We start from the raw sequence: 25,955 nt of genomic DNA, 5'->3' as shown, positions 1-25,955 counted from the left end.
CAAGCTAAGGGGGGAGCGGGCTTAACTGAACCGTATTGATTTCAAGATAGGAGAACGAATGCCTACAATTGGAGTTTAAACAACAGAAATAACCACTCGAAAACCCACAATACTAGCCTTACAATCCGGCTGATATCTGAGGCGACACGCGCTGCGACAATTCGGAGGATGATCGTTCCAAGAACCCCCCCGCAACAACCTCAGCGAAGAGTCCCCGTCAGACTCCCAAACGCTACCATCCGCAGGCGCACCGTTATAATTATTGTGCCAAGAATCCGCGCACCATTCCCAAACATTTCCGTGGAAATCGTACAATCCGAAAGCATTAGGTTTAAAACTGCCAACATCTGTCGTTTGAAAGCGATAAACTCCCTTCGACGCATCAGCGTAATTAGAATTTCCGTTGTAATTTGCTAACTCGCTGGTAATCGTTTCCCCAAAATGAAACGGCCCCGTAGTTTGCCCCCGGCAAGCATATTCCCATTGGGCTTCGCTAGGCAAGCGATAATTCTTACCAGTTTTGCGAGAAAGTCGATCGCAAAACTCCACAGCCTCGTACCAAGATACATTTTCTACAGGTCGATTTGCACCTTTAAAACGGGCCGCATTGGGATTCAGAAATATTTTAATTTCCGGCAGCGCTGCAACTGCTGTCCACTGGGCCTGAGTGACTGGAAATTTGCTAATATAGAAAGAGCCTAAAGTTACTGGGTGCTGCGGTTTTTCGTCGCTGTCACCCCGATCTTTTGGAGAACCCATGAGGAAAGTACCGCCAGGAACAGATACCATTTCCAGCATTGTACTGCTACCAAGATGTTCTTCAAAAAAACGCGCTTGGCCGCTGTTAACATTAGTTGGCTTCCCGCGCTTGTCTACTGTCACCACCTGAAATTCAAAAGTGTTTTTGACAGCCGCAATTTTCTGCGATGCCTTGTTAGGAGGCGGATTGGTGTTGGATTTTCCCCTGGGATTGACAGAGATATTGCTATTGATTTGCCCGCTGTGATTGAGCGGAGTATTAATAGCAAGTGGCCCTCCCTTTGTCACAGAAGACTTTAAAGCAAGTGGCCCTCCCTTTGTCACAGAAGAACTTAAAGCAAGTTGTCCTCCCTTGACAAAAGGGGGTTGGGGAGGTAAAGAATAGAGATTTAAAGCTTTGATTACTTCATCAGCAGATTGATATCTATTTTTGAGATAATCTTGAATTAATTTGTCTAAAACATTTGCCAACTCGCTGCTGACTTTTGTGCCGACTGGCAACCGTTCTCTCCACATCCAGCCGCCGTTGATCGGGTCATAAAGGTCATCGGAACCGTCAATTTTTGGCAAACATTGAGTTAGTAGTCTCAGGCAAGTTATTCCCAAACTGTACAAATCGCTGCCGGGGAAAACTTGACCGCGCATTTGTTCTACAGGCGAATATCCGGGCGTTCCTACCGTCGTGCCTACTTTGCTCATCAGGGAGCCCGTCACTTGTTTGGAAATGCCGAAATCTATCAAAACTAACTCTCCCCGCCCTCCCCTTCGGAAAGCTGAATTCCGAAAATTTCCCGCCTTTGGTAGGGAGGAGTTAACAGAGGTGCGGCGGCGCATGATATTCTCAAGTTTGATGTCTCTGTGAATGACATGGCGATCGTGCACAAATTTCAAAATCGGCAAAGTATCTGCCAACAACTGCCAAATTTTTTCTTCGCTAAAAACACCCTGCTGAGTTAATTCTGCTAGTAAAGTTTGCCCCTCAATCAACTCTTGTACTAAATAAAGTCGCTTGTCTTGTTCAAAATAAGCAATTAATCGAGGAATTTGGGGATGTTCGCCGAGTTCGTAAAGTCGTTTCGCTTCTTCCTTAAACAATTGTGCGGCTTTTTCAAGTGCTGAGGTTCCTTGAAATTGGGGTACAAACTGCTTGATTACGCAGGGATCGTCCATGCGATCCGTATCTACCGCTTCATAAGTTCTGCCAAATCCCCCTTCGCCCAACAGTCGAATCACGCGGTAGCGGTTTCTGAAGAGAGGCGTGAGGTCGGACTGGCCGCAACTTTGACAGAATTTAGAATTGTCGGGATTGAAAGGATTGGAGCAACTTGGATTAGAACAGTAGAACATATCTGGGAAGAAATGATCTGGTTAAGGTTATGATATCATGTCGGGTTGATTTGTTAATTGATACTCGGCTGGTAATTGGTAATTGGTAATCGGTAATCGTTAATCGTTAATCGTTAATCGGTGGGTATTACCCCTCATTTGTGCGTGGCGAATATATTCTGACTTAGGAATTATAACTTACTGACTTGTTCATTATTCTTTAACGCCAATATTCCTCGCCACAGTCGCCAATCGACTGATATCAATCCCTCGATTTCTTCAAGATCGGGTTAAGCCGATGAAATCTGCTGCATCCGGGATCAAACCAAAAACACTAGAATTATCTGCTAAATGTTGGGAAGCAGGCATCAAGATATTTAAAGATAAATCCCGATCGCACTTTTGACATGGATATTTCCGTGAGATCCAGACACCTGCCACATTCCGTTTAATACGCAGTTAAATTGGGAGTAAACTGCGAGCGGCTGATATATCTAAACTTATCGTAATTGGGGGAATCAATAATCTGTTCACAGATGCCAGTATGGTACAAATCGGCGATCGCCCAAACCAAAGAGCGATCGCACTCTCCGTATAACAATCAGGCTAGAAACCCCAAGATCGATCGCGCGCAGGTAATTTTGAAATATTCGGTATGGCGATCGAGTGTGGGAAACTACAATTCATCAAATGAATGATTACATATTACTTTGTAGTTGGGGGCAACAATTGATTTAGTGCGCCACACAAGTATCCCTTCACCGTGTCTTTACTTGCACCCACCCCACTCGGAATGGTAAAGATCATCTCGACAGTTAATAGGTTGCCATCCATTGAGGCAAACACATCAATTGGCAAAGCACGCTGAAATGCTGTTGCGGGATTTTCAGCTTTCATTACACCTGCGCTCACATCGGTGCTAATAGTTTTGATGCTCTCGCGGGCCAAAATGGGTCGTAATTGGGAAAATGCTCTCTCTACCGATAACCCCTCAACCTGAACACGGGCAGAAAAGGCGGCACCATTCAAAAAGTCGCCCTTTTTTTGAAAGCTTTCTTCGCAGGTTGTGGCAACAGCGGGGGTGGCTAAACACATGAGACCTAGACTCAAGACAAGCGATCGCATATTAACTGATTTATAAGAATGAAACAATCATCAAGATCATGATGAACCATCATAGGATTGTTTGGCAAGTGATGCAAAGGTCTTTGATGGTTTTTAGGATGAGTTGCAGTCCGGTTAGTATTCGATTTTATTCTAGCAAGTATAGAAACTAGAAGAATTAAGGGTAAAAACTAAAAGCGCGATCGCACGCTCATTGAAGGGCGATCGAGCTACTGGTATTTTTAATGTATTGGGTATTGCGATCGCGAGCTAAGGGCTAAGATGAGTAGCGGCAGATCACCTCGGCATCACAGCCGACATCTCCCGTCCGTCTGCAGAAAGTGCGTTGTGAGGTGGCTGGTCAGCAGATGACTTTTTGATTCCCTGTAAGCTATCACGATTTTGGACTAATACGAATGTGGCGACTACTAGCAGGAAGTAACCGAAGCCTTTTTGAAGTTGTTGCGCTGGAATAAACTGTGCAAGATAAGCCCCAATCACCGTTCCGCATCCAGCTAAAAAGGTGAATGAAACAGTGAGATTCCAGTCTAAGGAAATATGCCCTAAATAACCTAGCAAACCCGCGACCGAATTACACGCAATAATTAGCAGAGAAGTCCCGATCGCCTGTCGCATGGGTACGTTTCCCAATAAAACCAAGGCCGGGACGATCGCAAACCCTCCACCCACACCGACTAATCCTGTCAAAATCCCTACTGCAATCCCTTCAGTCATCAGCCATAGCCAGCAGTATTTGCAAACAGGTTTGACGTACTGGATAGCCTCTAGCTCATCCTTACTAGATACGGTCTTTGATAAGGTGGTGCGATAAATCATCAAGCCTGCGGCAATCAGCATCGACAATCCAAATAGGGTCATCTGGAATGCGCTGGTAATGAACGGCAGCGTCGCAATTCTTGCACCGAGGTAAGCCCCCAACATGGTTGCAGTTCCAAAAATAACTGCGGTTTTGAGATTAAGATTACCGCGCCGCCCATGGGGAATGCTGCCCAATAAGCTAACAGTCCCGACAATAATCAAAGTCATGGCGATCGCAGGTTTAGGCGCAACACCCATCACATAAACTAGCACAGGCAGTGCTAGCACAGAACCACCACCGCCCAATAAGCCTAAACTCACACCAATACCAACTGCCAGGAAATGTCCAATTATCCAGATCATGATTTATTTCCGGCTTGTTGGTTATAAGGTAACTTTGCCAATAGCATTCCCATCGCACAGGTGTTAGTGATTCCAGCAAACACTAAGCCAGCACCCACAAATCCACTCAGAAGTAAAAAATTAGGTGAGACAAACACCCCTAAAACTGTTCCCAGAACAACCAATGAGCCTGCAACAATCTGCACTTGCCGAAACAAGCTAATCGGCGCATTTTGACTTTTTTCAATCGGATACCCTGCATTTTTCCAAGTAGGAATTCCGCCACGCAGATGAATCACAGAATTGAATCCTGCGTCTAAACATTGTCTGGCGGCTTTGGCAGAGCGATTTCCCGATTGACAGTAGAGAACGAGTTTTTGTCCCGCCGACGGTCGTACTTGAAGTGGATCGAATTGTGAAAGTGGATGCAATTTTGCGCCGGGAATCCGTTCAGTTGCATATTCGGCAGATTCCCGAACATCCACTAAAGTTACGGCGTTTTCCTCAAGCAATTGTTTCAAGGTTTGAGCATCAATTTCTTGAAGTTGAGAATCGTTAGTCAGTGTCATAGTTGTACTCCAAATAAAATAGATCAAAGGTCTAGGCAGAAATTGAGGTGAGGTTGCCACACCGTTCATTAGCTGGCACGGCTTCCATCATTTTTTGAGGGTTGGGCAGATTCAGTGCATTCATAAATTGAATAAACTCATCCCGGCTGCGCCCTGTAAACCTAGGGTTCCAGCGTTTTTCTTCCTCAATGGAAGAAACAGTTTGCCCGCGATAGTCGTGTCCTGGATAGATCGAGGTATAGTCAGGCAAGGTAAATAATCGTTGAGTGACTGAATCAAACAAGGTTCCTGCATCCCCGCTTTGAAAATCTGTGCGTCCACAGCCGCGAATAAATAACGCATCGCCGGTCAGCAAGTGACTTCCATTGACGAGGTATGCCATATGGCTATCTGTGTGTCCTGGCGTGGCGATCGCCTGCACTTCCACAGTTCCAAGCTGTAGCGTTTCCCCTGGATGGATAAAACGGTCTGCACAGTTAACCTGTGCTTGGGCTGGAACCACACTCACACAGCCTGTTGCTTCCCGCAGTTGAGACGCACTGGTAATGTGATCGGCATGAACATGAGTTTCCAAGCAATAACGCAATGTCAAACCCAGTTCTTTCAGCAATTTGAGATCTCGCTCAACCTGTTCCAACACTGGATCGACCAATAGGGCTTCTGCGGAAGCGCGATCGGCAATCAGGTAAGTATAGGTACTGCTTTCCCGATCAAAAAGTTGACGAAACAGCATAGCCATCAGCCTCTCATTACATATTTAGTGATAATATTACTATATAGTAGTATTATCTTAAAAACAAGTCTCGCTCAAAATCTATTCACTCCTGCTTATGTCTCAAATTCCTGTTTCCGCTCTCGCTCAGGTTGCTGACTACTTCAAAGTTTTATCAGAGCTTAGCCGCCTGCAAGTGCTGTGCGCGCTTAAGAGTGGTGCTAAAAATGTCACTGAAATCATTGAAGAAACAGGGCTGGGGCAAGCCAATGTTTCCAAGCACCTCAAGATTTTGACCCAGGCAGGCATCGTTCAACGGCAGCCGCAGGGAGTCAGTGTTTACTATCAAATCACTGACCCGATGATTTTTGATTTATGCGAACTTGTGTGTCAGAAGCTCGAAACTCGATTGCAAGAACAGTCACAACAGTTAAAAAAGCTCGACAGATTGCGTCAACTCTAACCACGCTTTGTTGGTTGCAAGTGTTGTGTGCGCTCAATAGTGGTGCTAAAAATGTCACTAAATCTAGCTATCTGCACGCTTATAATTCATCACCAATGTCGCAATAGTCAGACCATTCTGTCAAGCTTGACAGATAAGCATTGTGTCAAATGGATCGCGATGTAATGGTGGCAGTTTAGCCCGTTGAGCTACGCTACTTTCATGAAGAGCAAGACTGAAAATTTGATGAAGATAGCGCTGTTTGGGTAAATATGTTTCGAGATGCTCCTGCAGAGGTAACTTACCCAATTGGTACTTGACAATTGCTTCCCAGACTGAAAGTGCACTCAAATATACCTGATTATCTGGATCGCGAATTGCATCTCGAACATCTGTTGATAACTGGGCGTCGCCACTGATGAACCATAAAAAGATGTGCGTATCTAGCAGAATCTTCATTTACCTTCAAATGCACTGAGGATATCCTCTGGCAAAGGGTCATCGAAATCATCTGGAACAGTAAACTCGCCTGCATACAAACCGAATGGTCGTAATTGCTTGCTGCTAGAAATAGGTATTTGTTCGGCGATCGGCTTATCTGCTTGCAGGATAACAAAAGTTGCACCTGCTTCCACTTGACGCAGATACTTTGAAGGATCGCGCTGAATTTCGTCAACTGTCACGTTCAACATAAAAATGCCTCAGTATAAACCTCATTCGATTGTCGGGTGCATGGGCGTTGTTATGCCGTGTCCACTGGGGACACCTTAATCGTATGCTTTTGAATTCATGTAATGTCCCATTTGACCTTCACACATGAAGCAACCTGATACAAAACTATCTTCTAAATTTCCCGCAATAAATCTATTACAGTATTCACAGCAGCCTACATCGTTATCGTTGTGAATTTTATGGCAAGAAAAGCACATCCATTTCTCTCCCAATTTCACTACAGATGACAAGCTTTCACAATCGCTACAATGAGCAAAACTATCTTCATCTTCAGCATCATCAGCATCATCATATGATGAGCAGTTATCTTCTACTACATCATTCATCTCAAAAGAGTTACTACATGAGCTACAACTCAAAGAGGGAAAAATATTAGATTTATCTTGAGCTTTGATTAAATTTGAGTGGCAGACTGGACATCTAATATTTTCTACTATATGCTCTAACACCGAGCTTTTAAAGCCCAATTTCTCCCAGGATTGTCTACAATTTTCCTCTTCGGCTTTGTACACCTCTTCTGTTTCTAATAGAGTTTCCCAGCACTCTTCACCAAGAAGGTTAAACGGTTCTTCCTCTAAATATCGACTAATGAAATCTTGAATTATAGGAAATGACTTCACAATGACTTCACGAACTGCGCTAGACGGGTTAGCTGTATAGTAATGTTCTATATTATTGCGGAGCTTGTTGAGCTTTTCAAAGCTTTTCCAATCTGATGGGTTTTCTATTATTTTCAAACTTTTAAATCTTTTCTGAATTGTGAAAAAATCTACTGTTTTTTTATTATCACTATCTCCCACAAATGAGATGTTACCATTTTCATCACAAATAGGCACGATAGATTGTTTGATTAAAACTTCTTTGTCATGTTCTGGCGATAAGCGCTTTAGTTTTTCTTTGTAGAGAAGAAGTATTCCAGCGCAAATGTTTCTCACCGCAGACAGGTTTCTTCTGTCGTCCTCCATCAGATAGTCTTCAACACCCACCTGTATGGAATCAATGGCGTTTTGAAGCAGCGACATAACTTACCTCTTTGAATATAGGGGTCAAATTCTAAATTTGAGCTAAGTGCTCGCTCAGCAGCATGACTATTAATTATACCGCATACTCACTTTCTTTTTCAACCCAAATTGTAATTGCTTGAGAGCCAAAGTTTCCCTGATTTGTCTATCAATAAAAATAGAAAACCCCCAAACTCTATCTTTAAAATGGGTTTGGGGGTTTTCTTCCTAAATCCAATTCAAATTACAACTTGCTCGGCTCGATCGCCGGAGCACGCAGAGACACAGTTTTATCCGCAGCAGCCTTAGCCACCAACGAAGGCACGGAATCCCTCAGCTTAGCCGTCAACTGTACAGTCGTCGCATCGTAAACCTGAGTCAGCATCTTCGGATACAAACCAATGCCAATAATCGGCACTAATAGAGCCGCAATAATAAACACTTCTCGCGGTTCCGCATCCACCAATTCCTCGTGAGCCGACAATTCCTTATTTTCAGGGCCGTAGAAGATTTCACGTAGCATCGACAGCAGATAAATCGGAGTCAAAATCACCCCGACAGCAGCTAGAAATACCACACAAACCTTAAACACAGGATTGTAAGCATCGCTCGTTGCAAAACCTACAAACACCATCAATTCTGCTACAAAACCGCTCATTCCCGGTAAAGCCAAAGAAGCCATAGAACAAGCAGTCCACATCGCGAAAACCTTACGCATTTTCTGTCCTACACCGCCCATTTCGTCCAGCATGAGCGTGTGAGTGCGATCGTAAGTGCAACCCACCATAAAGAACAAACTCGCCCCGATTAAACCGTGGGAAACCATTTGCAGCATTGCACCGCTAACACCCAAATCGGTAAACGAAGCTATCCCGATTAACACAAACCCCATGTGCGAAATCGAAGAATAAGCAATTTTCCGCTTCAAATTTCGCTGAGCAAAAGAAGTTAAAGCCGCGTAAACAATGTTAACCACACCCAAAATTACCAAGATGGGTGCGAAGACAGCGTGAGCATCGGGGAGCATTCCCGCATTCATCCGCAGTAAAGCATAGCCGCCCATTTTTAGCAGAATTCCTGCTAGCAACATGTGGGCGGGTGCGGTTGCTTCGCCGTGAGCATCAGGGAGCCAAGTGTGCAGCGGAAAAATTGGCAGTTTGACGCCGTAAGCTATTAAGAAACCTGTATACAGGAGCAATTCTACAGTGGGGGCGTAATCTTTAGCTGCGATCGCCCGCATATCGAAAGTCACCGTATCCCCGTAAAACGCCATCGTTAGCGCGCCCAGCAAAATAAACAGCGAACCGCCTGCGGTGTATAGGATAAACTTAGTTGCTGCGTAGAGGCGCTTCTTGCCGCCCCAGATTGACAAAATCAGGTAAATCGGGACTAATTCCAGTTCCCAAACTAGGAAAAACAGCAACATATCCTGTACGGCAAAAACTGCGATTTGGCCGCCGTACATTGTCAGCATCAAAAAGTAAAATAGCTTCGGTTTAAATGTGACCGGCCAAGCTGCTAAAGTAGCCAGCGTAGTAATAAAACCCGTCAGCAAAATCAGCGGCATCGATAAACCGTCAGCACCCACAGACCAATTTAAATCGAGTTGCTGCACCCAAGTATAACTTTCTACCAGTTGCAAATCTGGATTGCTGAAGTCGTACTGAGTGTAAAAAGCGTAAACAAGTAGGGCAAAATCGATCAAACCCACAATTAGGGCATACCACCGCACCGTCTTGCCATCCTTATCGGGAATTAAAGGAATCAGCAAGGACGCAGCAATGGGAAACAGAATTGTTGTTGTTAACCAGGGAAAGTTAGCTGTATCCATTGCGTTTTAAAATGATCCATCAGTTATTAGGTTTAAACACATTTTGCCAATTTTGGCGTAAATTTTATACTTTCTTTAGACGTAACAATTTTTTTGGCTATTATTTGGACAATTTATGCGATCGCAACAGTTAAGTTTAATCAAAAATTTATTTCTATTTGCTAATTGTCAATTGTGAGTTTTTGAGCTAATACCCGTTCTTAAAATATCTTCTGGTGGGCATACAGCAATGCCCAAAGCGTGTAAAATTAACCCTAAAAACTTTTGTATCTTTCGTTGCTCGCCCAGTTCATATCCCCCTAAATCCCCCTTAAGAAGGGGAGTAGGGGTTGACTTTGAGAGAATACTCTTGTTCCCCCCTTATCAAGGGGGGTTAGGGGGGATCTAGACTTCGAGACAAACAAGAGATACAGTCGGTTTGACATTAAGTTGACACTAAAGGCCGTGTCCCTACAGATTTAACCGACTCCAGAAACGATCGCAAAACCCAGAACTGCGACAAACACAATCAGGGCATAAAATTGAGCGCGACCGCTCTCAAAGTATTTCAAACCTTCGCCACTAACCAGGGCGATAAAACCTGTCAAGTTGACGACACCATCGACGACTCGCAAATCAACTTCCATGACTTGCCGTGCCAAACGGCGGCTGCCTTTGACAAAGAGAAATTCGTTGATATCGTCGAGATACCACTTGTTGAGGGAGAACTCGTAAAGCGGTTTGATTTTTTGGGCGATCGCACTTGCGTCAATTTTACGGCTCAAATACATCAGAGAAGCCAAAGTAATGCCCAGCAAAGCAATACCTACAGAGCTCCCGCCCATAATCAAAAATTCCGTCAAATTGAACTCAGCAGCGTGTTCCAAAACTTCTTCGAGAGACTCGCCCGGAGCGCGAACAAACTGCTCGAAATAATTGGCAAACGGCGTACCAAGAAAACCGATAAACACAGAAGGTACTGCCAGCAACACTAACGGCAGAGCCATTGTCAGAGGAGATTCGTGAGGCAAATGATCGTGCTCATCGTGACTGTCGCCAGTTGATGCCAATTCCTTAACGTTCATTGCTCCGGGGCCGAAAACTAAACCCGGTTGCAGAAGTTGCTGTTTGATAGCGTTGTTATTGCCCCGGAATTCGCCCTCAAAGGTGCTGAAATACATTCGGAACATATAAAACGCGGTCATCCCGGCCGTCAGCCAGCTAACAGCCCACAGAGCGGGATTTGCGGAGAAGGCGCTGGCGAGGATTTCGTCTTTTGACCAAAAACCAGCAAAGGGCGGAATTCCGCAGATTGCCAAATTTCCGATTAAAAAGCAAGAAGCGGTAATCGGCATATATTTCCGCAAGCCGCCCATGACTCGCATATCTTGAGCGAGTGCGGGGTTGTGGCCTACAACTGCTTCCATACCGTGAATCACTGAACCTGAACACAGGAACAGCATTGCTTTGAAGTAAGCGTGAGTCATCAAGTGGAAAAGTCCGGCACTGTAAGCGCCGACGCCCATTGCCATCACCATGTAGCCGAGTTGGGAGATGGTGGAGTAGGCGAGGCCTTTTTTGATGTCATTTTGGGTAATCGCGATCGAAGCACCCATAAATGCCGTAAAACAGCCGGTGCAGGCGATCAAATTCATGACTGTCGGCAGCCCTTCAAACACCGGGTACATCCGAGCGATCAGGAATACGCCGGCGGCTACCATTGTCGCGGCGTGGATTAAGGCAGAAATCGGTGTCGGGCCTTCCATTGCGTCTGGCAGCCAGACGTGGAGGGGGAATTGAGCGGATTTGGCGGCTGGCCCCAAAAATATGAGGACGCCGAAGATTGTCGCCAGAGTAGCCGAAAGAGCACCGGATTCTACTAAGGAGTGCAGGCGTTCGCCCATCACCTCAAATTCAAAGCTGCCGGTGGCCCAGTAAATGCCGAGGATGCCCAGCAGTAGGCCGAAGTCGCCGACGCGGTTGGTGACAAAAGCTTTTTGGCAAGCGTCAGCAGCGGGTTTGCGATCGTACCAAAATCCGACTAGCAGGTACGAACACATACCTACGAGTTCCCAAAAAATGTAAATCTGAACGATGTTCGGGCTGACTACGAGACCTAACATCGAGGCGCTGAAGATGCTCAGGTAGGCGTAAAAGCGCACGTACCCGTCATCGTGAGCCATGTAGCCGTCGGTGTAAATCATCACCAAAAAGGCGACCGTAGTGACGATCGCCAGCATCACCGACGTTAGGGGGTCGATAATATAGCCCATATTCAGCGAGAAGTCGCCAGCAGAAGCCCACTGAATACTGCGGGTGTAGGGTGCGTGGCCCTGTAGTTGACTCCACAGCAATGCGAAGGAGAGTACCATTGACCCTCCGAGTGCGGAGACGATTAATATCGCATTCGCTTGTCGGAGTTTGTTGGTTGCCTGGTTAAAGGTGATTAAGCCTAGACCTACTAGCATTGCGCCTGCCAGTGGCAGGACAGGAATCAGCCAAGCATATTGATAAAGCAGTTCCATCACTGATAGGTAGTTTAAAGTTTCTACTAGATATTGCCAAAACTGTAAACAATTGTGACACACGCCTGCGCGACTGGGCCAAAATACTCGATCCAATTCTTTAAGTATTGCTATAGCCGAGTGCGATCACGAGCGAGACGATCTCACTACTTTTTTCATCGCGGGCGAGACGATCGCAATAAACGCCGAAAATTATTATTCCGGTGCAAAGGAAAACTATACAACAAATCTCACAGTCCTGTACCTTCAAGACGGCGTGATTTATTTTGGTGTCAGATGGTTGATGGAAAAATGGGGAATGCCTTCTGCTTCCGACATAAAAGCCGAAGGCCTTCTAAACAAGAGCCGAATGCCTTGGAACCCTTACCTGTTGACTACTTCCTGAAGTTGCAGCCGTTGAGATGGGGAAGCTACCTGAGCCGCCAGCATCCAGGAATCCAGAGTCCGCCGCAGTTCCTCGCGTCCTTGGTAGTCTTCAAATCTAAATAGAACTTTATCGCCCTCAAACAAAATCAGCGTGGGCAGACTTGTCAGCCGATAAGTGTGGGCCAACTTGAAACATTGATCGGCATTCACCCCTACGAGCTTGACTTTTCCTGCCCACTGTGCTTCAAAAGTCTTAAGCGTGGGGTCGATCGCGCGGCACAAACCGCACCAAGGAGCCGAAAAGTGAACTAAAACGGGGGTAGAGGCTTGAAACACCTCTTGTGCAAAAGTGCGTTCGCTAACCGACAACACCATGAGCCCTCAAAATTTAATAATTTTTTTCTATCCTAGGGATCATGCTACCAGTATATGTTCCTAGTTACACGCATCAAAAAAGGATGAATTTCCCACAGCAGGCCCGTAAAAATGACTACACCTAGATAGGAAGGGCGCAGAAATTCAAGCAAATCAAGGGTTTGACGCTTTTGTAGGATTGCCAAAAAAGGCATGATTGATGTTCGAGATTTGATGGTTTCAAAGGATTCTCCAAAACGAGCCTGAAGTCGCCTGTCGCCGTGCCACACTCCGAACAGGTGGTGAAGTACCAAACCGATGGAAGTGACAAGGGTAAAGCTAGTGCCAATCCACAGGGTGTGGGCCACGCACCAAATCACCTGTCCCACCATTTGCGGGTGACGGGTGATGCGAATGATGCCAGTTTCGTAGAGGTGAACTTGGGGCTTTTGGACGGCGGCAATTTCTAGGAGGTTGAAAGTTGCTGGGTACAAAAACAGAAAGGAAATTGCCGAAAGTATCCAAACTGCGGGTTTAACTCCGGGTACTCCCTGTACTTGCCAAAGCTGTACGCCGTCGTAGCGGTGGTTGAAAAAGTAGACAATCAGAATGACGGCTAGCGGCAAACTGACAAGGGCAAACAAAACGCGATAAAGTCTCGGCCCGATAAGCTTTTCACCTTTGGGCCGGAGGGCTGCTAAACCGCTGTGGGCGATCGCAAAAACCAGTAATAGACCCAGAATAACTAAGTGGGAGTCGAGCGCCAAGTCGATCGTCATTGCAAATATTAAGAAAAGTTATTGATTCTCGGCCAATTTGTGTCACAAAGTATCTATGGGAGCATTCAGCGGTTATCAGTCATCACTCATCAGTCATCAGTCATTAGTGACCCAATCGCAACTAAAGACCGCAGACAGAGGACGAGTACAACTGACTTTAAGGTTGCGTGTGTTGCAGCCAAATGACTGGCATCGAAGTCAACTCCGACTGTTGCACACCAAATCGAACCAGCTTGTCGATTGACCGCAGAGATTGACAGAAGACCCGCCCCTACACCTACTGACAATTTAGATATATGTCTGACCTTCCTTTCACTTTAGACCAGTTACGCATTCTCAAGGCGATCGCCTCTGAAGGAAGCTTCAAACGCGCCGCGGACAGCCTCTATGTATCCCAGCCAGCAGTTAGCTTGCAGGTGCAAAACTTAGAGAGACAATTGGACGTGCCACTGTTTGACCGGGGGGGGCGGCGGGCGCAACTAACCGAAGCCGGACACCTGCTGCTGAGTTACGGCGAGAAAATTTTATCGCTTTGCCAGGAAACTTGTCGAGCTCTGGAAGACTTGCAAAATCTCCAAGGTGGTACTTTGATCGTCGGCGCTTCTCAAACAACGGGAACCTATTTGCTGCCCCGGATGATCGGGATGTTTCGCCAAAAGTACCCGGATGTAGCAGTACAGCTTCACGTTCACTCGACCCGCCGCACGGCGTGGAGTGTGGCAAACGGGCAAATCGATTTGGCAATTGTTGGCGGAGAAATTCCTACCGAACTTGTAGAAGCTTTAGAAATTGTTCCTTACGCTGAGGACGAACTTGCTCTGATTCTTCCTCCATCTCACCCGATGGTACAACAAGAAACTATCCAAAAAGAAGACCTTTACAAATTGCAGTTTATTTCCCTCGATTCGCAGTCTACGATCCGCAAAGTAATCGATCAGGTACTGACTCGCTGCGGCATAGACACGCGCCGCTTGAAAATCGAGATGGAACTAAATTCGATCGAAGCCATTAAAAATGCCGTTCAGTCGGGGCTGGGAGCTGCTTTTGTCTCGGTTTCGGCGATCGAAAAAGAGTTGCTTATGGGCGTCTTGCACAAATCTCAAATGGACGAAGTTTTGGTAACTCGCATTTTGTCGCTGATTTACAACCCCAACCGCTACCGTTCTAAAGCAGCAGAGGCTTTCAGCAATGAAATTTTGCCCCAGTTTGCTACTTATTCGACCATCCTGGAGAAGAAAGAACCCCCGGCGCTCGATTTGGGATTCATAGAAATAGGAACTCCCAACTCGGCGGGAAGTTAATCTCTTAGGTCGCTGGCAGTTAGCAGTTCGCGGTGAGTTGAGAAATCGAAATCTGGTTTAACCATCACTTTTTCTTCGTTCTTCCCTTTTCCTTCTTTCCTCTTCCCTCTTCCTTCTCCTTACCAAACAAAAATGGAAGTTTACTGCACCCGACCGGGCTGCCCGCGCCCTCAAAACTATTTTCCCGACCTCGATGACAGTTCGCGGCTGAAAACCGTGCAGCAAAAGTTTTGCACGACTTGCGGGATGCCCCTGATTTTGAGGGGCCGCTATTTGCCCGTGAGGTTGTTGGGTCAAGGCGGTTTTGGGGCGGCATTTTTGGCCAGAGACCGGGATACTCCGGCGATGCGGCAGTGCGTTGCTAAACTTTTGCAGCCGTCGGTAAGTCTGACTCCGCCCCAGCTAAAAATCGCTCAAACTCTGTTTGAACGGGAAGCTGCGGTGCTGGAAGAACTGGGAAACGAACATTCGCAAATTCCGAGTTTGCTGGCGTTTTTTGAGCTGACTGTTACGAGTTTGCAGCCGGGAAAAAACGATCAGTTTTTCTATCTGGTTCAAGAATTTATTGACGGTAAAAATTTGGAGGATGAACAGGCTGTTAAAGGCCGATTTTCGGAGGCGGAAACGGTGGAGGTGCTGCGGGAAATTTTGAAGGTTCTCGATTTTGTGCACTCTCGCGGTTCGATTCACCGGGATATTAAACCTGCTAATATTATGCGGGGTAAAAACGGTCGGCTTTATTTATTAGATTTTGGGGCTGTTAAACAAGTAACACAAAGTGTTGGGAGTGCAAAAGCTTCGACTGGTATTTATTCTTTGGGTTATGCTCCGCCAGAACAGATGAGCGGGCAAGAAGTTTATCCGGCAACGGATTTGTATGCTTTGGCTGTGACTTGTATTACTTTGCTGAGTGGTTTGCAGCCGACGGAGTTGTTTGATAGTTACAGAAATGAGTGGAATTGGCAGTCGCGGGTGCAGGTAAGTTCGCGTTTGGCTCATGTTCTCGATCGAATGTTATTATCAGCTCCCAGCCAGCGGTTTCAATCTGCCAGTGAGGTGGAAGCGGCTCTGATGTCTCGGCCTCAACAGCCTAACATCGTCGTGCTGCCACCGACCCTACGGACTCCGACTCCCCTACCGACTCAGCAGCTACCACCGACTCAGCAGCCTCCTATACCTGTTCCTGCCACACATCCCGGAGGGCTGCAACCTTCGCAGAGAGCGACTTTTTCGATTTGGGAGGTTTTGTCGGGGGCGGCGTTTACGGGTTTTGAGGCGGGGGTGCTGACGATCGCCCTGACGAGTTTGCTGCCCTCTCCTGGCTTGAGTATCGGATTGTTGGGGATGATTGTGGCGGGTTTGATTTACGGGCAGTACCGCAGGGCGATCGAACAAACTGAGATGTTGATTATTGGTGCAGGTACTGTGGCTTTGCTGTGGTTTTTCCCGGCTTTGCAGACGGCGGCACTTGCGATTGATCCGAATTCTCCGATCACTGGCGTGTTATTTGTGGGATGGTTGGGTGCTTTGGGTGCGATCGCTGGAACAGCTATTTTTCGCCTGATTTATAAGTTACTTTCTAATATTTTTTAAGCTAATAGTCATCTCAAGAAAAGCCTGTTTTGAACAGGCTTTCCGGCCTGTTCCACAATAATTAATTATGGGAGATCTCTAATTTAAAATGCAGACTCAGAAGTCTATCTACCCTAATTGGGTCATTGCTTGGGGCCCAGAAGCCCGATCGCACCCTGCAACTTGGGAAACTTCCGGTTTTGCCATAATCGGAGCTGAACCCACCTTCAGCCCCAATCAGCGATTTGTGCTGGTAGGTGACTGCTGTTTTGATCGCACTCCAATGCTCAAACAACAGATTGATAGCGAGGGATTGACCGATTTGGCGATCGTCGGGCGGCTATGGGAACAGTCAGGCCCTCAAACTTTGAGCTTACTGTCAGGACAATTTGCCTTGGCAGTGTGGGATAGAGACGAGAAAACCTTGTGTCTGGGGCGCGATCGCGTGGGAGCCAAAACGCTCTATTACACCCGTGCAGGAACTACTCGCTGGATCGCGCCTCGACTGCGATCGCTCAATCTGTATCACGATCGAGAACTTGATTTAGTTGCTTTGCGCGACTACTTGTGCTGTGCCTTTGTACCGGGAGCACAAACGCTGTGGGAAGCCGTGCGAGAGTTGCGGCCCGGTAGCTACCTGTACTTACCGGATATTGAGGCGCAGAGATACTGGCAGCCACAGGAGCAAATTGCTAACGCCGATCGCCCTTTGGAGTGGCACAGTCAACAAGTGCGATCGCTCTTGGAAGAACTGGTGCAGTCAGCGCTACCAGCGGGAGAACCAGTTGCAGCATACCTTTCGGGCGGGATTGACTCAAGCTGCGTGACTGCGATCGCCGCCCGGTTGCACGATCGTCCGGTGCACACTTTTTCGATGCACTTTGGTGCTCAATATCCCAGCGAGATTGAATTTGCCAACATCGTCGCAGCACATTGTGGCACTGAGCACCATATTTTAGAAGTTTCGCCAAAGCAAATTTGGGAGTTGCTACCGGAAACGCTGGCGGCGATGGATGATCCAGTGGGGGAAGGCTTGACAGTGCCAAATTTGCTGCTGGGGCGATCGGCAAAGCAATTCGCAGACGTGGTACTCAATGGCGAAGGTGGCGATCCGTGCTTTGGCGGGCCGAAAAATAAGCCGATGCTGCTCAACAGTTTGTATGGTTCAATTCAGGTTAAATCCGATCCGATCGCAGCTTACTTGACTTCGTTTCAAAAATGCTATGTGGATTTGCCACGTTTGCTGAAGCCGGAGGTTTGGGAAAAGGTGAAGAATGCGCCTTCCGTCTTTGCTGAGGAATTGCAACAGACAGAAACGACGTTTTTGAATCGGCTGATGCGGCTCAACATTGAGTTTAAAGGAGCCGATTACATTTTGACCAAGGTGAATAATCTCACGGCTGCGGCGGGATTGGAAGCTCGATCGCCCCTATTCGATGCGCGGATGGTGGCGCTGAGTTTACAAATTCCCCCAGAGTACAAGCTTTCGGGCGCGCAGGAAAAAGCGGTTCTCAAGGCTGCTGTGGCGGATTTGCTGCCCGATGTCATTGTCAATCGTCCGAAAAGTGGCATGGTGATGTCGATGCAGCAGTGGTTTTTGAGGGATTGGCAGTGGCAAGCGCGATCGTTGTTGCTGAATCGTCATGCGGCGATCGCGCCTTACCTCGATCGAACACTAATCCGCGAATGGCTAAACTATCGTGGGGAAGTTTTTCCCCGCTATGGGCTGAAGCTGTGGCTGCTGGTGACGCTGGAAATTTGGTTACAAGTTAATCGCCGTTAGGATGGCGAATTAAATAACTTACAATTTTAATTGTTATTGTGGGATGGGCGTCCCGCCCGTCCAACAAAGACGGGCGGGACGCCCATCCCACTTTCAAGAGTGGAAGTTATTTATACCTATTTTAAAAAAGAATGCAACAGTATTCTTTTTTAAAATAGGTATATAATCTAAAATCTAAAATCTAAAATCTAAAATCGAATGACCCCCAAATTTCTCGATCGACAATGGCATTTTCCCTATGCGGTTTTCGCTCTTGTTTATAGAACCGAATTAAACCGCAGAGGGCGCAGAGGATACAGAGAAACGGAAGAGACAGATGAATCATTCCGATGCCAACGGATTTGATAGAAAACAAAGATTCACCTTGGTCGTCGAATTAGCCAGAGTTCTCTCAAAATTATTAACGAGGATTTTGCACTTTTCTATCCAATAATTTCATATCATGTCTGATCGATTAACGATAATATCCCGGTCGGGGCGGGTTTTTGAGAGTGTCAATTATTGGCAGGTATTGTTGGTGAACTCGCCCTACAAAAATCGCGGTTCCTCGACCGGACATGATATCATTTGTGAATTTCTTATTTAAGCATCCGCATTTTTAACCCCCAATTTCCAGCACTATTTTACCGGTTACTGAGCCTGTTTCTAACAGTTCGTGAGCGGCTTGCGCTTCTTCGAGAGGGAAAGTTTTGCTGACGTGAATTTTTAGCAAGTTGCGATCGCACAAACGAGCACACTTCTGCAAAATATGAGCCTGCTGTTCCTGTTCCTCCACCAAACCTTCCAGCATCGGTGTCAACATTAATTCCAGACTAATTCGCAGATTCCGCATTCTCGCTGTTTTCAAATTGCCCAAAGCCGGATCTGGTTCCAAAATTGTTACCAAATCTCCATAAATCTTCACAGCCGGAATAGTTTGGTAAAAAGTTTCTCCCCCGACTGTATCGAAAGCCAAATCAACTCCTTGTCCTTGAGTCCAAGTCAAAACCTCATCGACAACATTGGTATTTTTGTATAAAATAACTGAATCTGCACCTAGGTGCTTGACAAAATTGGCTTTTTCCTCTGAACTAACAGTCGTGCAAACCTCTGCCCCCTGTAACTTCGCCAACTGTATCGCGACGTGGCCGACACCGCCGGCACCAGCTTGAATCAGCACCTTCTTTGATAACACCTGACCGGCTTGCAAGCGCCCTCGATCGTACAGCGATTCCCAAGCTGTAATTAAAACTAACGGTGCCGCCGCCGCCTCAGCAAAACTTAAAGCAGCAGGCTTGAGGGCGAGAAAACGTTCGTCTACAACGGCAAACTCGGCATAAGTACCGATCGACCCGCCCAAACCGCCATTGCAGAAAAAAACCTCGTCTCCCACTTGGAAACTTTGCACACTAGCACCGACAGACTCTACGACTCCAGCACCGTCGCACCCCAAAACGTGAGGAGTTTTCTCGGGGTAAAAAGTGCCGCGCGATCGCAACTTAGTATCTATCGGATTGATACCCGCCGCTCGCAACCTTACCAAAACTTCAGTTTCTGTTTGTATAGTAGGGGCGGGGATATCTTGCAGTTTCAATACGGACGGGCTTCCGGGGGTTTGAAAAACGATCGCTTTCATCATGGGTGTTACACTAGATCAGATAATCCCTAGACTTTATTGTACTTTGCTTAGCAAAGCAACAAAAAACTTTTCGTTTATCCCAAAATTTATGATTGTTGTTGAAAGGCCTTACAGAGAGCGGCAGCATCAGTTTTATAAACAGTTTGATGACTTATCGTTTCTGTTGATAAATCTCTACAATCATGGTAAATATTATATGAGAAAACAGTTTTTCACTTCTGGATCTAAAGTTGGTGGTAGCAGAATCACCAGACAGTTATCTGCCATATTGAAACCTCCCAACTGCTCTCAATCATTGCCTGCTCAAATTAGCAATCAAGTTCTCAAACAAGTTGTTCCCGATTGGGAGGATTGCCCAAAGTCAAGAATAGCTTATGGTCGAGATATCCCTCGATTTTCATTCCTACCCAGCATCCCCCAATACCAACAGAAAAGCTGGGGACGTAACTTGTTAAGTCAGGAGAACCACTCCCTAGAAAAAAGGGGGAGAAACCCCAATAATGGACTAATTCATTTATCTCAAAGTGACCTAATAATTTCTACAAAGTCCCAAGATGTCATAAAGGTAAGGGTAGTTCCTGCAACAGCGCTATACTTTTTTGAGGTTGCTAATCAAAAGCCTGTAACGTTGGTGGATTTAAATTACCACATCAGAGCAGGTATAGATTTAGGGATTGATCACCTCGTCGCTTTGGCATCTAATAAGCCAACATTTACTCCAACTACTTATGAGAAAAAACATCTCAAATCAATTAATCAAGGTTTTAATCAGCGCCGAGCATTTTTACAGTCAAAACTTTACCAGGGAAAATCTACCACGCGCCAAAGCCAGCGAATCACCTTTAATCGCAACAAGCGATTAGAAAACTACCTTCATCAGACCAGCAGTTTGATTGTCAAGCGGTTGGGGGATGAGAAAATAATCCAGTTAATTATTTGCCCAAACGTGAGGGGTAAACAAAATATCAAATTAGAAAAAAAACATCACAATTTTGGAGTGATTCCTTATACCCAGCTCATAAAATTTATTACTTACCAAACTGAGTTAGTCGGTATCAAGGTAAGAGTTACACAAGCATATTATACAAATAAGTGCAGATTTGGGGATTTAGAGCCTGTCGGTAAGCAAGAGCCTTACCAGGGTAAAAGAGGTAAAGGTGGGTGGTTTCGGTCTTGGAATGAAAGTCGGATTAATGCTGATGCGAATGCAGCGTTAAAGATGATTATAAAATTAAACGTAAACTCACCCTTAGAGGAGTGCCACAACCCTAGAGATGTGTTGGCAGTTTCACCTGTACGGGTTGCTCCTGTACAAAAAGAACCACAAAAAGTTGGGTAATGTCAAGTATTGCCCGGTTTTTTGTGAACAGTTAACTCTCTTGTCGCCTTCACGGCGATCTGACCTTGTATTCGTTACCCATCCGTGACGATACTTAGTTATTTTTAAATAGATTGGCTTCAGATAACTACAATAATTGTCGAGCGGTGCTAATCGATGTTCGAGCTAGATTTATTTTTTTACTTTGAGATTCTTGCATATCTTCTGGGATTATTGGCGACTTTAGCCTTGGTGCCCGCGATTTGTCTCAAGTGGCACCGAAGGCATTCCAGTCTACCGCTAGCCCAACAGCAACGGCAGTTGGCAGACTTAAAGCCCGACGATTTATCTGCGGGATTGAAAATGCGGAAAAACTTTTGGATTTTTCCCACCTCAAATCGGTGGCCGGCAACTGACAGCTTCTTGGGTAAAGTTTTAGGTATGGGTCGCCCTGTATTCTTGGCTAAGCAACAGCGCCTAAGTCTGAATTCTTCGCCTCTTGTGGGGCCTGGAAATAGCAAAACCCTAAGTCTGAGCATTTCGGGTTCGATGGGGGAAAATCCCGATCGCCCGAATGCCGAGAATTCTCCCAAAGTTACTGCTTCTGAGCAATTAGAGGAAGATTTGCTGGGCGAAATCCTAGCAGGTACTGATTCGCCAGGGGGGGCAGAATTCTTTGATGCCTTAGTTTGCCACTTAGCCTCAGCACTCGGAGTTCGCACCGCCGTCGCTGCCAAATCGATTAAGTCGAAGCCACGCACTGATGCTGCGGCCGATAGATTGCAACTTATCAGTTTTTGGAGCGACGGACAGCAGCAGCCAAACTTTGACTGCGACACCGCCAATACTCCCGAAGCGCGGGTGCTGGAGGAGGGAATGTATTCCTGTCCAGACTACCTCGGGGAAACCTTTCCAGAAGACCGCAGACCGGTAGTTACGGGTGCGCGCAGTTTCCTGGGAGTCTTGCTGAAAAACTCTTACGGCGAACCTTTAGGCATTATTTGTATTTTTCACGATCGACCGCTGGTGGAAGCACATCTTGCCAAATTCCGATTAATTCTCAACATCTTTGCGGGACGGGCCGCCGCCGAATTAGAGCGGCAGCGCCTAGAAGCAGCACTGTCCACTGTAGAAGCGAAATACTGCGCCCTGGTAGAACAAATGCCCGCTGTCACCTACATTTCTCCCCTCAACCGCAAGGCAGCCAAACTTTACATCAGCCCGCAAATCGAGACTTTTCTAGGTTATTCTGTAGCTGAATGGAGAGCAGATCCCGACCTGTGGCTGAAACTCGTTCACCCAGAAGACCGTGACCGCGTGTTAGTGGAAAACGCCACACAGAAATTCAGCGATGGAGAAGATATCTTCTGCGAGGGGTCGCTGGTTTCAGAATACCGCGCGATCGCCCGCAACGGTCGAGTCGTCTGGTTCCGCGATCAAGCGACCGCAGTTCGCGATGAAGCAAGCAAGTCTGTCATCCTTCAAGGCGCCATGTTTGACATCACCGAGACTAAAGTAGCTGCCAGCGCGCTGCTAGAAAGCGAATATCGCTATTACACCTTGGCAAAAATACTGCCTGTCGGGATTTTCCGCGCCGACGCTGCTGGAGATTGCTTGTACGTCAATGAGCGATTTTTAGAGATGGCGGGACTGACTGCGCCAAAGGCACTAGGCGAAGGTTGGGCGCAAAGTTTGCATCCCGAAGACCGCGAGCGTGTTTTGAGCCAGTGGTATCGCGCTGTCACAGACAAGTTGCCCTGTAAGTTAGAGTACCGCTTTTGCAACGGTGACTTCACCACCTGGGTATTTTGGCAAGCAGTGCCAGAAATTACCCAAAGTGGGGAAGTTCTAGGCTATCTCGGCACGTTGACCGATATCACTGATCGCAAGCAGGCAGAATTCGCGCTGCAACAGGCGGAAGAGAAATACCGCAGTATCTTTGAAAATGCGATCGAAGGCATTTTCCAGACAACGCCCGACGGACGCTACCTCAGCGCTAACCCTGCTTTGGCGAGAATTTACGGTTACGAGTCGGCCGCCGAATTGATCGCGAATATCCAAGATATAGACCGCCAACTTTACCTCGATCCCAACCGGCGCGCGGAGTTTTTGCGCGCGATCGAAAAACAAGGTTTTGTGTCTGAGTTCGAGTCCCAAGTTTACCGCGCTGACGGCACTACTATCTGGGTTTCCGAGAACGGGCGGGCAGTTCGCGACCCTGACGGAAATTTACTTTACTACGAAGGCACTGTCGAAGATATCACCCTCCGCAAAATAGCAGAAGATAAGTTAGTACACGATGCTTTGCACGATATGCTAACCGGTTTGCCCAACCGATCTTTATTTATGGATCGCTTGGGACACGCGATCGAGCTTTCAAAACGCCGCCCCGAGGTTTTGTTTGCGGTGCTGTTTATCGATCTCGATCGCTTTAAGGTTGTTAACGACAGTTTGGGGCATTTAGTGGGCGATCGGTTGCTGATCGCGATCGCGCAGCGCCTGGGAATCTGTTTGCGCGCTGGAGATACCGTTGCCCGTCTTGGCGGCGACGAATTCGCGATTTTGCTGGAAAATATCAAAAGCACCGAGGATGCGATCCAGGTTGCCGAACGAGTGCAAGCGGAACTGGCAGAGCCTTTTTACCTTAACGAGTATCAAGTTTTTACCAGCGCTAGCATTGGGATTGTTTGTTCTGGTTTTCCTCGGTATCCAAGGGAAACCCGCAAACTGTCGAGTCCCGAAAATCTGGGAAATCTCGATCGGGAAACTTCTTTGTCTTGCTTATCTTCCGACTCTCCTGTTCCCAATGTCCCGTGCCAAATATTGTACGATCGGCCTGAAGAACTGCTCCGAGATGCAGATGCTGCCATGTATCATGCTAAGGGATTGGGCAAAGCTCGCCACGAAGTTTTTGACTTAAGTATGCACACTCGCGCCGTCGCCCTTTTGCAACTGGAAAACGACCTGCGACGCGCTTTAGACTCCCAGGAATTTCAGCTTTACTATCAGCCCATCGTCTCTCTAGTTACTGGTAGAATCAGCGGTTTTGAAGCGCTGATTCGGTGGTATCACCCGCAGCGGGGTGTCGTATCTCCTGGCGAGTTTATTTTAGTAGCTGAAGAAACTAGATTGATTATACCTATGGGCTGGTGGATGATGCGATCGGCTTGTCATCAGATCCACGAGTGGCACCAAAAATTCCCCGCAAATCCGCCGTTGACTGTCAGCGTCAACCTTTCTAACCAACAATTTAAACAACCGGATTTAATCGATCGCATTCGCGAAATTTTACAAGAAACTCAGCTTGACCCCCGCAGTTTAAAGTTAGAAATTACTGAAGGCGTCATCATGGAGAATGCCGAATCAGCAGTCGCTATCCTCGCGGAATTGAAAAATTTAGAAATTCAATTATATATTGACGATTTCGGCACAGGCTATTCTTCTTTGAGTCGCCTGCACACTTTTCCAACTGATGCTTTAAAAATTGATCGAGCTTTTGTCAGCCGCATGACTGAAGATGAAGGCAACGAAGCGATTGTACAGACTATTTTAATTTTAGCCAGTCATTTAGGTATGGATGTAATTGCTGAAGGCATCGAAACCAGCGAACAGCTTAATTTACTCAGAGCCCTGCAATGCGAATACGGACAAGGATACTTTTTCTCAAAGCCGATAGACAGCATCGCAGCCACACTTTTGATAGAAAGTCAACCCAAATGGTAATTAGTCAGGAGTCATTAGTCATTGGTCATCAGTCATTGGTAATTGGTAGTTGGTAATAAGAAGTCGAAAGTTAAAAGTTAAAACATTCTTTCTGACTAATGACTAATGACTAATGACTAATGACTAATGACTTAAACTTTCGCTTCCAAAGACTTGAGAAACTCAGTATTTACCCCCGACTCTCGCGTCAGGGCAATTTTTCCAGTACGAGCAATTTCCTTAATCCCAAATCTATTCAGAACCTGGACGATCGCCACCATTTTACCGGGATCTCCGACAACTTCCAATGTCAGCGTATCATCACCAATATCCACCACTCGCGCTCTAAAAATTTGAGCTAACTCAATTATCTCCGATCGCGTTCCGCTAGCAGCATTAACTTTCAGCAACATCAACTCCCGTTCGACACAGGGAATTTCCGTTATATCCTGAACTTTAAGCACGTTAATCAACTTGTACAGTTGCTTTGTCAACTGTTCGATAATCTGGTCATCTCCGGGTACAACCATCGTAATCCGAGATATTCCCACTTGCTCCGCCGGGCCAACGGCCAGACTTTCAATATTAAAACCCCGACGGGCAAACAAACCAGCAATTCGAGTGAGGACACCCGCTTCATCTTCAACTAAAACCGAAAGAGTGTGTTTCATCAGAAAATTGGGTAGAAACCTCGTCCTTTTAGGACGGCTTTATATTACAATATAATTGGTCAACGACCCACCCGAGACGATGGATCAAACAGCCTATACGAGCGAAGTTCAGCCCGAGGTGCTGGCGGCGAAGCAAAATCGGTAGACCGGGAAAAGAGGATAGGGCAATGGTAAGCATCCCTAGAATCAAAACTACGAAGAATTCCGTTTGGTATTCGATACGTAAAAACCGCAGGGCTTGCGGGGTTAGTGCGCGAGAGCGAACATAAGACCAAATCTCTTTTAGGGTGGAGGCAGTTGCGAAGAAGCAGAAATTCAAATCGTGAGGTTTGGGAATCCCCGTCCGCGAC

Annotated in this window: 22 protein-coding genes; 8 read left to right on the top strand and 14 right to left on the bottom strand. The window is 46.6% G+C overall.

Going from position 1 to position 25,955, the window contains the following annotated elements; all coding sequences use genetic code 11:
- Window positions 1-75: 75 nt before the first annotated feature.
- Window positions 76-2,106 (bottom strand): bifunctional serine/threonine-protein kinase/formylglycine-generating enzyme family protein, encoded by a 2,031-nt coding sequence (locus QUB10_RS23695; protein ID WP_333205691.1) that lies wholly within the window; start codon window positions 2,104-2,106, stop codon window positions 76-78.
- A 515-nt stretch (window positions 2,107-2,621) separates the two neighbouring features.
- Here QUB10_RS23695 and QUB10_RS23690 point away from each other — a divergent pair.
- Window positions 2,622-2,783 (top strand): hypothetical protein, encoded by a 162-nt coding sequence (locus tag QUB10_RS23690; protein WP_333205690.1) that lies wholly within the window; start codon window positions 2,622-2,624, stop codon window positions 2,781-2,783.
- Window positions 2,784-2,790: 7 nt separating this feature from the next.
- Here the strand turns inward: QUB10_RS23690 and QUB10_RS23685 are convergent, their stop codons facing one another.
- The 4 genes from QUB10_RS23685 to QUB10_RS23670 all read right to left on the bottom strand — a co-directional run bounded on the left by QUB10_RS23685 (window position 2,791) and on the right by QUB10_RS23670 (window position 5,652).
- Window positions 2,791-3,180, bottom strand: coding sequence for a hypothetical protein (locus QUB10_RS23685; protein ID WP_333205689.1), 390 nt, complete (start codon window positions 3,178-3,180; stop codon window positions 2,791-2,793).
- A 306-nt stretch (window positions 3,181-3,486) separates the two neighbouring features.
- On the bottom strand, window positions 3,487-4,371 hold the full coding sequence (locus QUB10_RS23680; RefSeq protein ID WP_333205688.1) for a sulfite exporter TauE/SafE family protein: 885 nt from the start codon (window positions 4,369-4,371) through the stop codon (window positions 3,487-3,489).
- The gene (locus QUB10_RS23675; RefSeq protein WP_333205687.1) at window positions 4,368-4,919 is read right to left on the bottom strand and encodes a rhodanese-like domain-containing protein; all 552 of its coding nucleotides are present in this window, start codon (window positions 4,917-4,919) and stop codon (window positions 4,368-4,370) included. The genes QUB10_RS23680 and QUB10_RS23675 overlap by 4 nt, the downstream gene beginning before the upstream one ends.
- A gap of 31 nt (window positions 4,920-4,950) precedes the next feature.
- Window positions 4,951-5,652: an MBL fold metallo-hydrolase gene (locus tag QUB10_RS23670; protein WP_333205697.1), complete on the bottom strand. Its 702-nt coding sequence runs from the start codon at window positions 5,650-5,652 to the stop codon at window positions 4,951-4,953.
- A gap of 97 nt (window positions 5,653-5,749) precedes the next feature.
- On the opposite strand from QUB10_RS23670, the gene QUB10_RS23665 reads away from it, so the two are divergent.
- A complete protein-coding gene (locus QUB10_RS23665) occupies window positions 5,750-6,094 on the top strand; it encodes a metalloregulator ArsR/SmtB family transcription factor (protein ID WP_333063467.1) in 345 nt (114 codons plus the stop codon).
- A gap of 120 nt (window positions 6,095-6,214) precedes the next feature.
- Here the strand turns inward: QUB10_RS23665 and QUB10_RS23660 are convergent, their stop codons facing one another.
- The 7 genes from QUB10_RS23660 to QUB10_RS23630 form a co-directional block, all read right to left on the bottom strand.
- Window positions 6,215-6,532 carry a type II toxin-antitoxin system VapC family toxin gene (locus QUB10_RS23660; protein WP_333205686.1) on the bottom strand — a complete coding sequence of 106 codons (318 nt, stop codon included), beginning with the start codon at window positions 6,530-6,532 and terminating at the stop codon, window positions 6,215-6,217.
- Window positions 6,529-6,765: a type II toxin-antitoxin system Phd/YefM family antitoxin gene (locus QUB10_RS23655; protein ID WP_333205685.1), complete on the bottom strand. Its 237-nt coding sequence runs from the start codon at window positions 6,763-6,765 to the stop codon at window positions 6,529-6,531. Before QUB10_RS23655 ends, QUB10_RS23660 begins: the two co-directional genes overlap by 4 nt.
- A 75-nt stretch (window positions 6,766-6,840) precedes the next feature.
- Window positions 6,841-7,827, bottom strand: a complete 987-nt coding sequence (locus QUB10_RS23650) for a hypothetical protein (RefSeq protein ID WP_333205684.1) — start codon at window positions 7,825-7,827, stop codon at window positions 6,841-6,843.
- A gap of 223 nt (window positions 7,828-8,050) precedes the next feature.
- On the bottom strand, window positions 8,051-9,637 hold the full coding sequence (locus tag QUB10_RS23645; RefSeq protein WP_445300801.1) for an NAD(P)H-quinone oxidoreductase subunit 4: 1,587 nt from the start codon (window positions 9,635-9,637) through the stop codon (window positions 8,051-8,053).
- 458 nt (window positions 9,638-10,095) lie between these two features.
- The gene (locus QUB10_RS23640; RefSeq protein WP_333205683.1) at window positions 10,096-12,141 is read right to left on the bottom strand and encodes an NAD(P)H-quinone oxidoreductase subunit 5; all 2,046 of its coding nucleotides are present in this window, start codon (window positions 12,139-12,141) and stop codon (window positions 10,096-10,098) included.
- A 363-nt stretch (window positions 12,142-12,504) separates the two neighbouring features.
- Window positions 12,505-12,882, bottom strand: coding sequence for a thioredoxin family protein (locus QUB10_RS23635; protein WP_333205682.1), 378 nt, complete (start codon window positions 12,880-12,882; stop codon window positions 12,505-12,507).
- Window positions 12,883-12,926: 44 nt separating this feature from the next.
- Complete coding sequence (locus QUB10_RS23630) at window positions 12,927-13,640, bottom strand: NnrU family protein (RefSeq protein ID WP_333205681.1); 714 nt, start codon at window positions 13,638-13,640, stop codon at window positions 12,927-12,929.
- A 296-nt stretch (window positions 13,641-13,936) separates the two neighbouring features.
- On the opposite strand from QUB10_RS23630, the gene QUB10_RS23625 reads away from it, so the two are divergent.
- From QUB10_RS23625 to QUB10_RS23610, 4 genes are all read left to right on the top strand, one after another.
- Complete coding sequence (locus tag QUB10_RS23625) at window positions 13,937-14,941, top strand: LysR family transcriptional regulator (protein WP_333054398.1); 1,005 nt, start codon at window positions 13,937-13,939, stop codon at window positions 14,939-14,941.
- Window positions 14,942-15,073: 132 nt separating this feature from the next.
- Window positions 15,074-16,534 (top strand): serine/threonine-protein kinase, encoded by a 1,461-nt coding sequence (locus tag QUB10_RS23620; RefSeq protein ID WP_333205680.1) that lies wholly within the window; start codon window positions 15,074-15,076, stop codon window positions 16,532-16,534.
- Between the two features lie 88 nt (window positions 16,535-16,622).
- Window positions 16,623-18,296: an asparagine synthase-related protein gene (locus QUB10_RS23615; protein WP_333205679.1), complete on the top strand. Its 1,674-nt coding sequence runs from the start codon at window positions 16,623-16,625 to the stop codon at window positions 18,294-18,296.
- Window positions 18,297-18,494: 198 nt separating this feature from the next.
- Window positions 18,495-18,641 (top strand): hypothetical protein, encoded by a 147-nt coding sequence (locus tag QUB10_RS23610; protein WP_333205678.1) that lies wholly within the window; start codon window positions 18,495-18,497, stop codon window positions 18,639-18,641.
- 253 nt (window positions 18,642-18,894) lie between these two features.
- Here the strand turns inward: QUB10_RS23610 and QUB10_RS23605 are convergent, their stop codons facing one another.
- Window positions 18,895-19,911, bottom strand: coding sequence for a zinc-dependent alcohol dehydrogenase family protein (locus tag QUB10_RS23605; protein WP_333205696.1), 1,017 nt, complete (start codon window positions 19,909-19,911; stop codon window positions 18,895-18,897).
- 634 nt (window positions 19,912-20,545) lie between these two features.
- Here QUB10_RS23605 and QUB10_RS23600 point away from each other — a divergent pair.
- On the top strand, window positions 20,546-21,253 hold the full coding sequence (locus QUB10_RS23600) for a transposase (RefSeq protein WP_333205677.1): 708 nt from the start codon (window positions 20,546-20,548) through the stop codon (window positions 21,251-21,253).
- A gap of 156 nt (window positions 21,254-21,409) precedes the next feature.
- Window positions 21,410-24,955, top strand: a complete 3,546-nt coding sequence (locus QUB10_RS23595; protein WP_333205676.1) for an EAL domain-containing protein — start codon at window positions 21,410-21,412, stop codon at window positions 24,953-24,955.
- 131 nt (window positions 24,956-25,086) lie between these two features.
- Here QUB10_RS23595 and ilvN read toward each other — a convergent pair whose 3' ends face one another.
- On the bottom strand, window positions 25,087-25,605 hold the full coding sequence (gene ilvN / locus QUB10_RS23590) for an acetolactate synthase small subunit (RefSeq protein ID WP_332945237.1): 519 nt from the start codon (window positions 25,603-25,605) through the stop codon (window positions 25,087-25,089).
- Window positions 25,606-25,955: the final 350 nt, after the last annotated feature.

The sequence above is a fragment of the Microcoleus sp. B5-D4 genome (assembly GCF_036705145.1).
Lineage (GTDB): Bacteria > Cyanobacteriota > Cyanobacteriia > Cyanobacteriales > Microcoleaceae > Microcoleus.
This window is presented reverse-complemented; position numbering and strand designations above follow the sequence as displayed.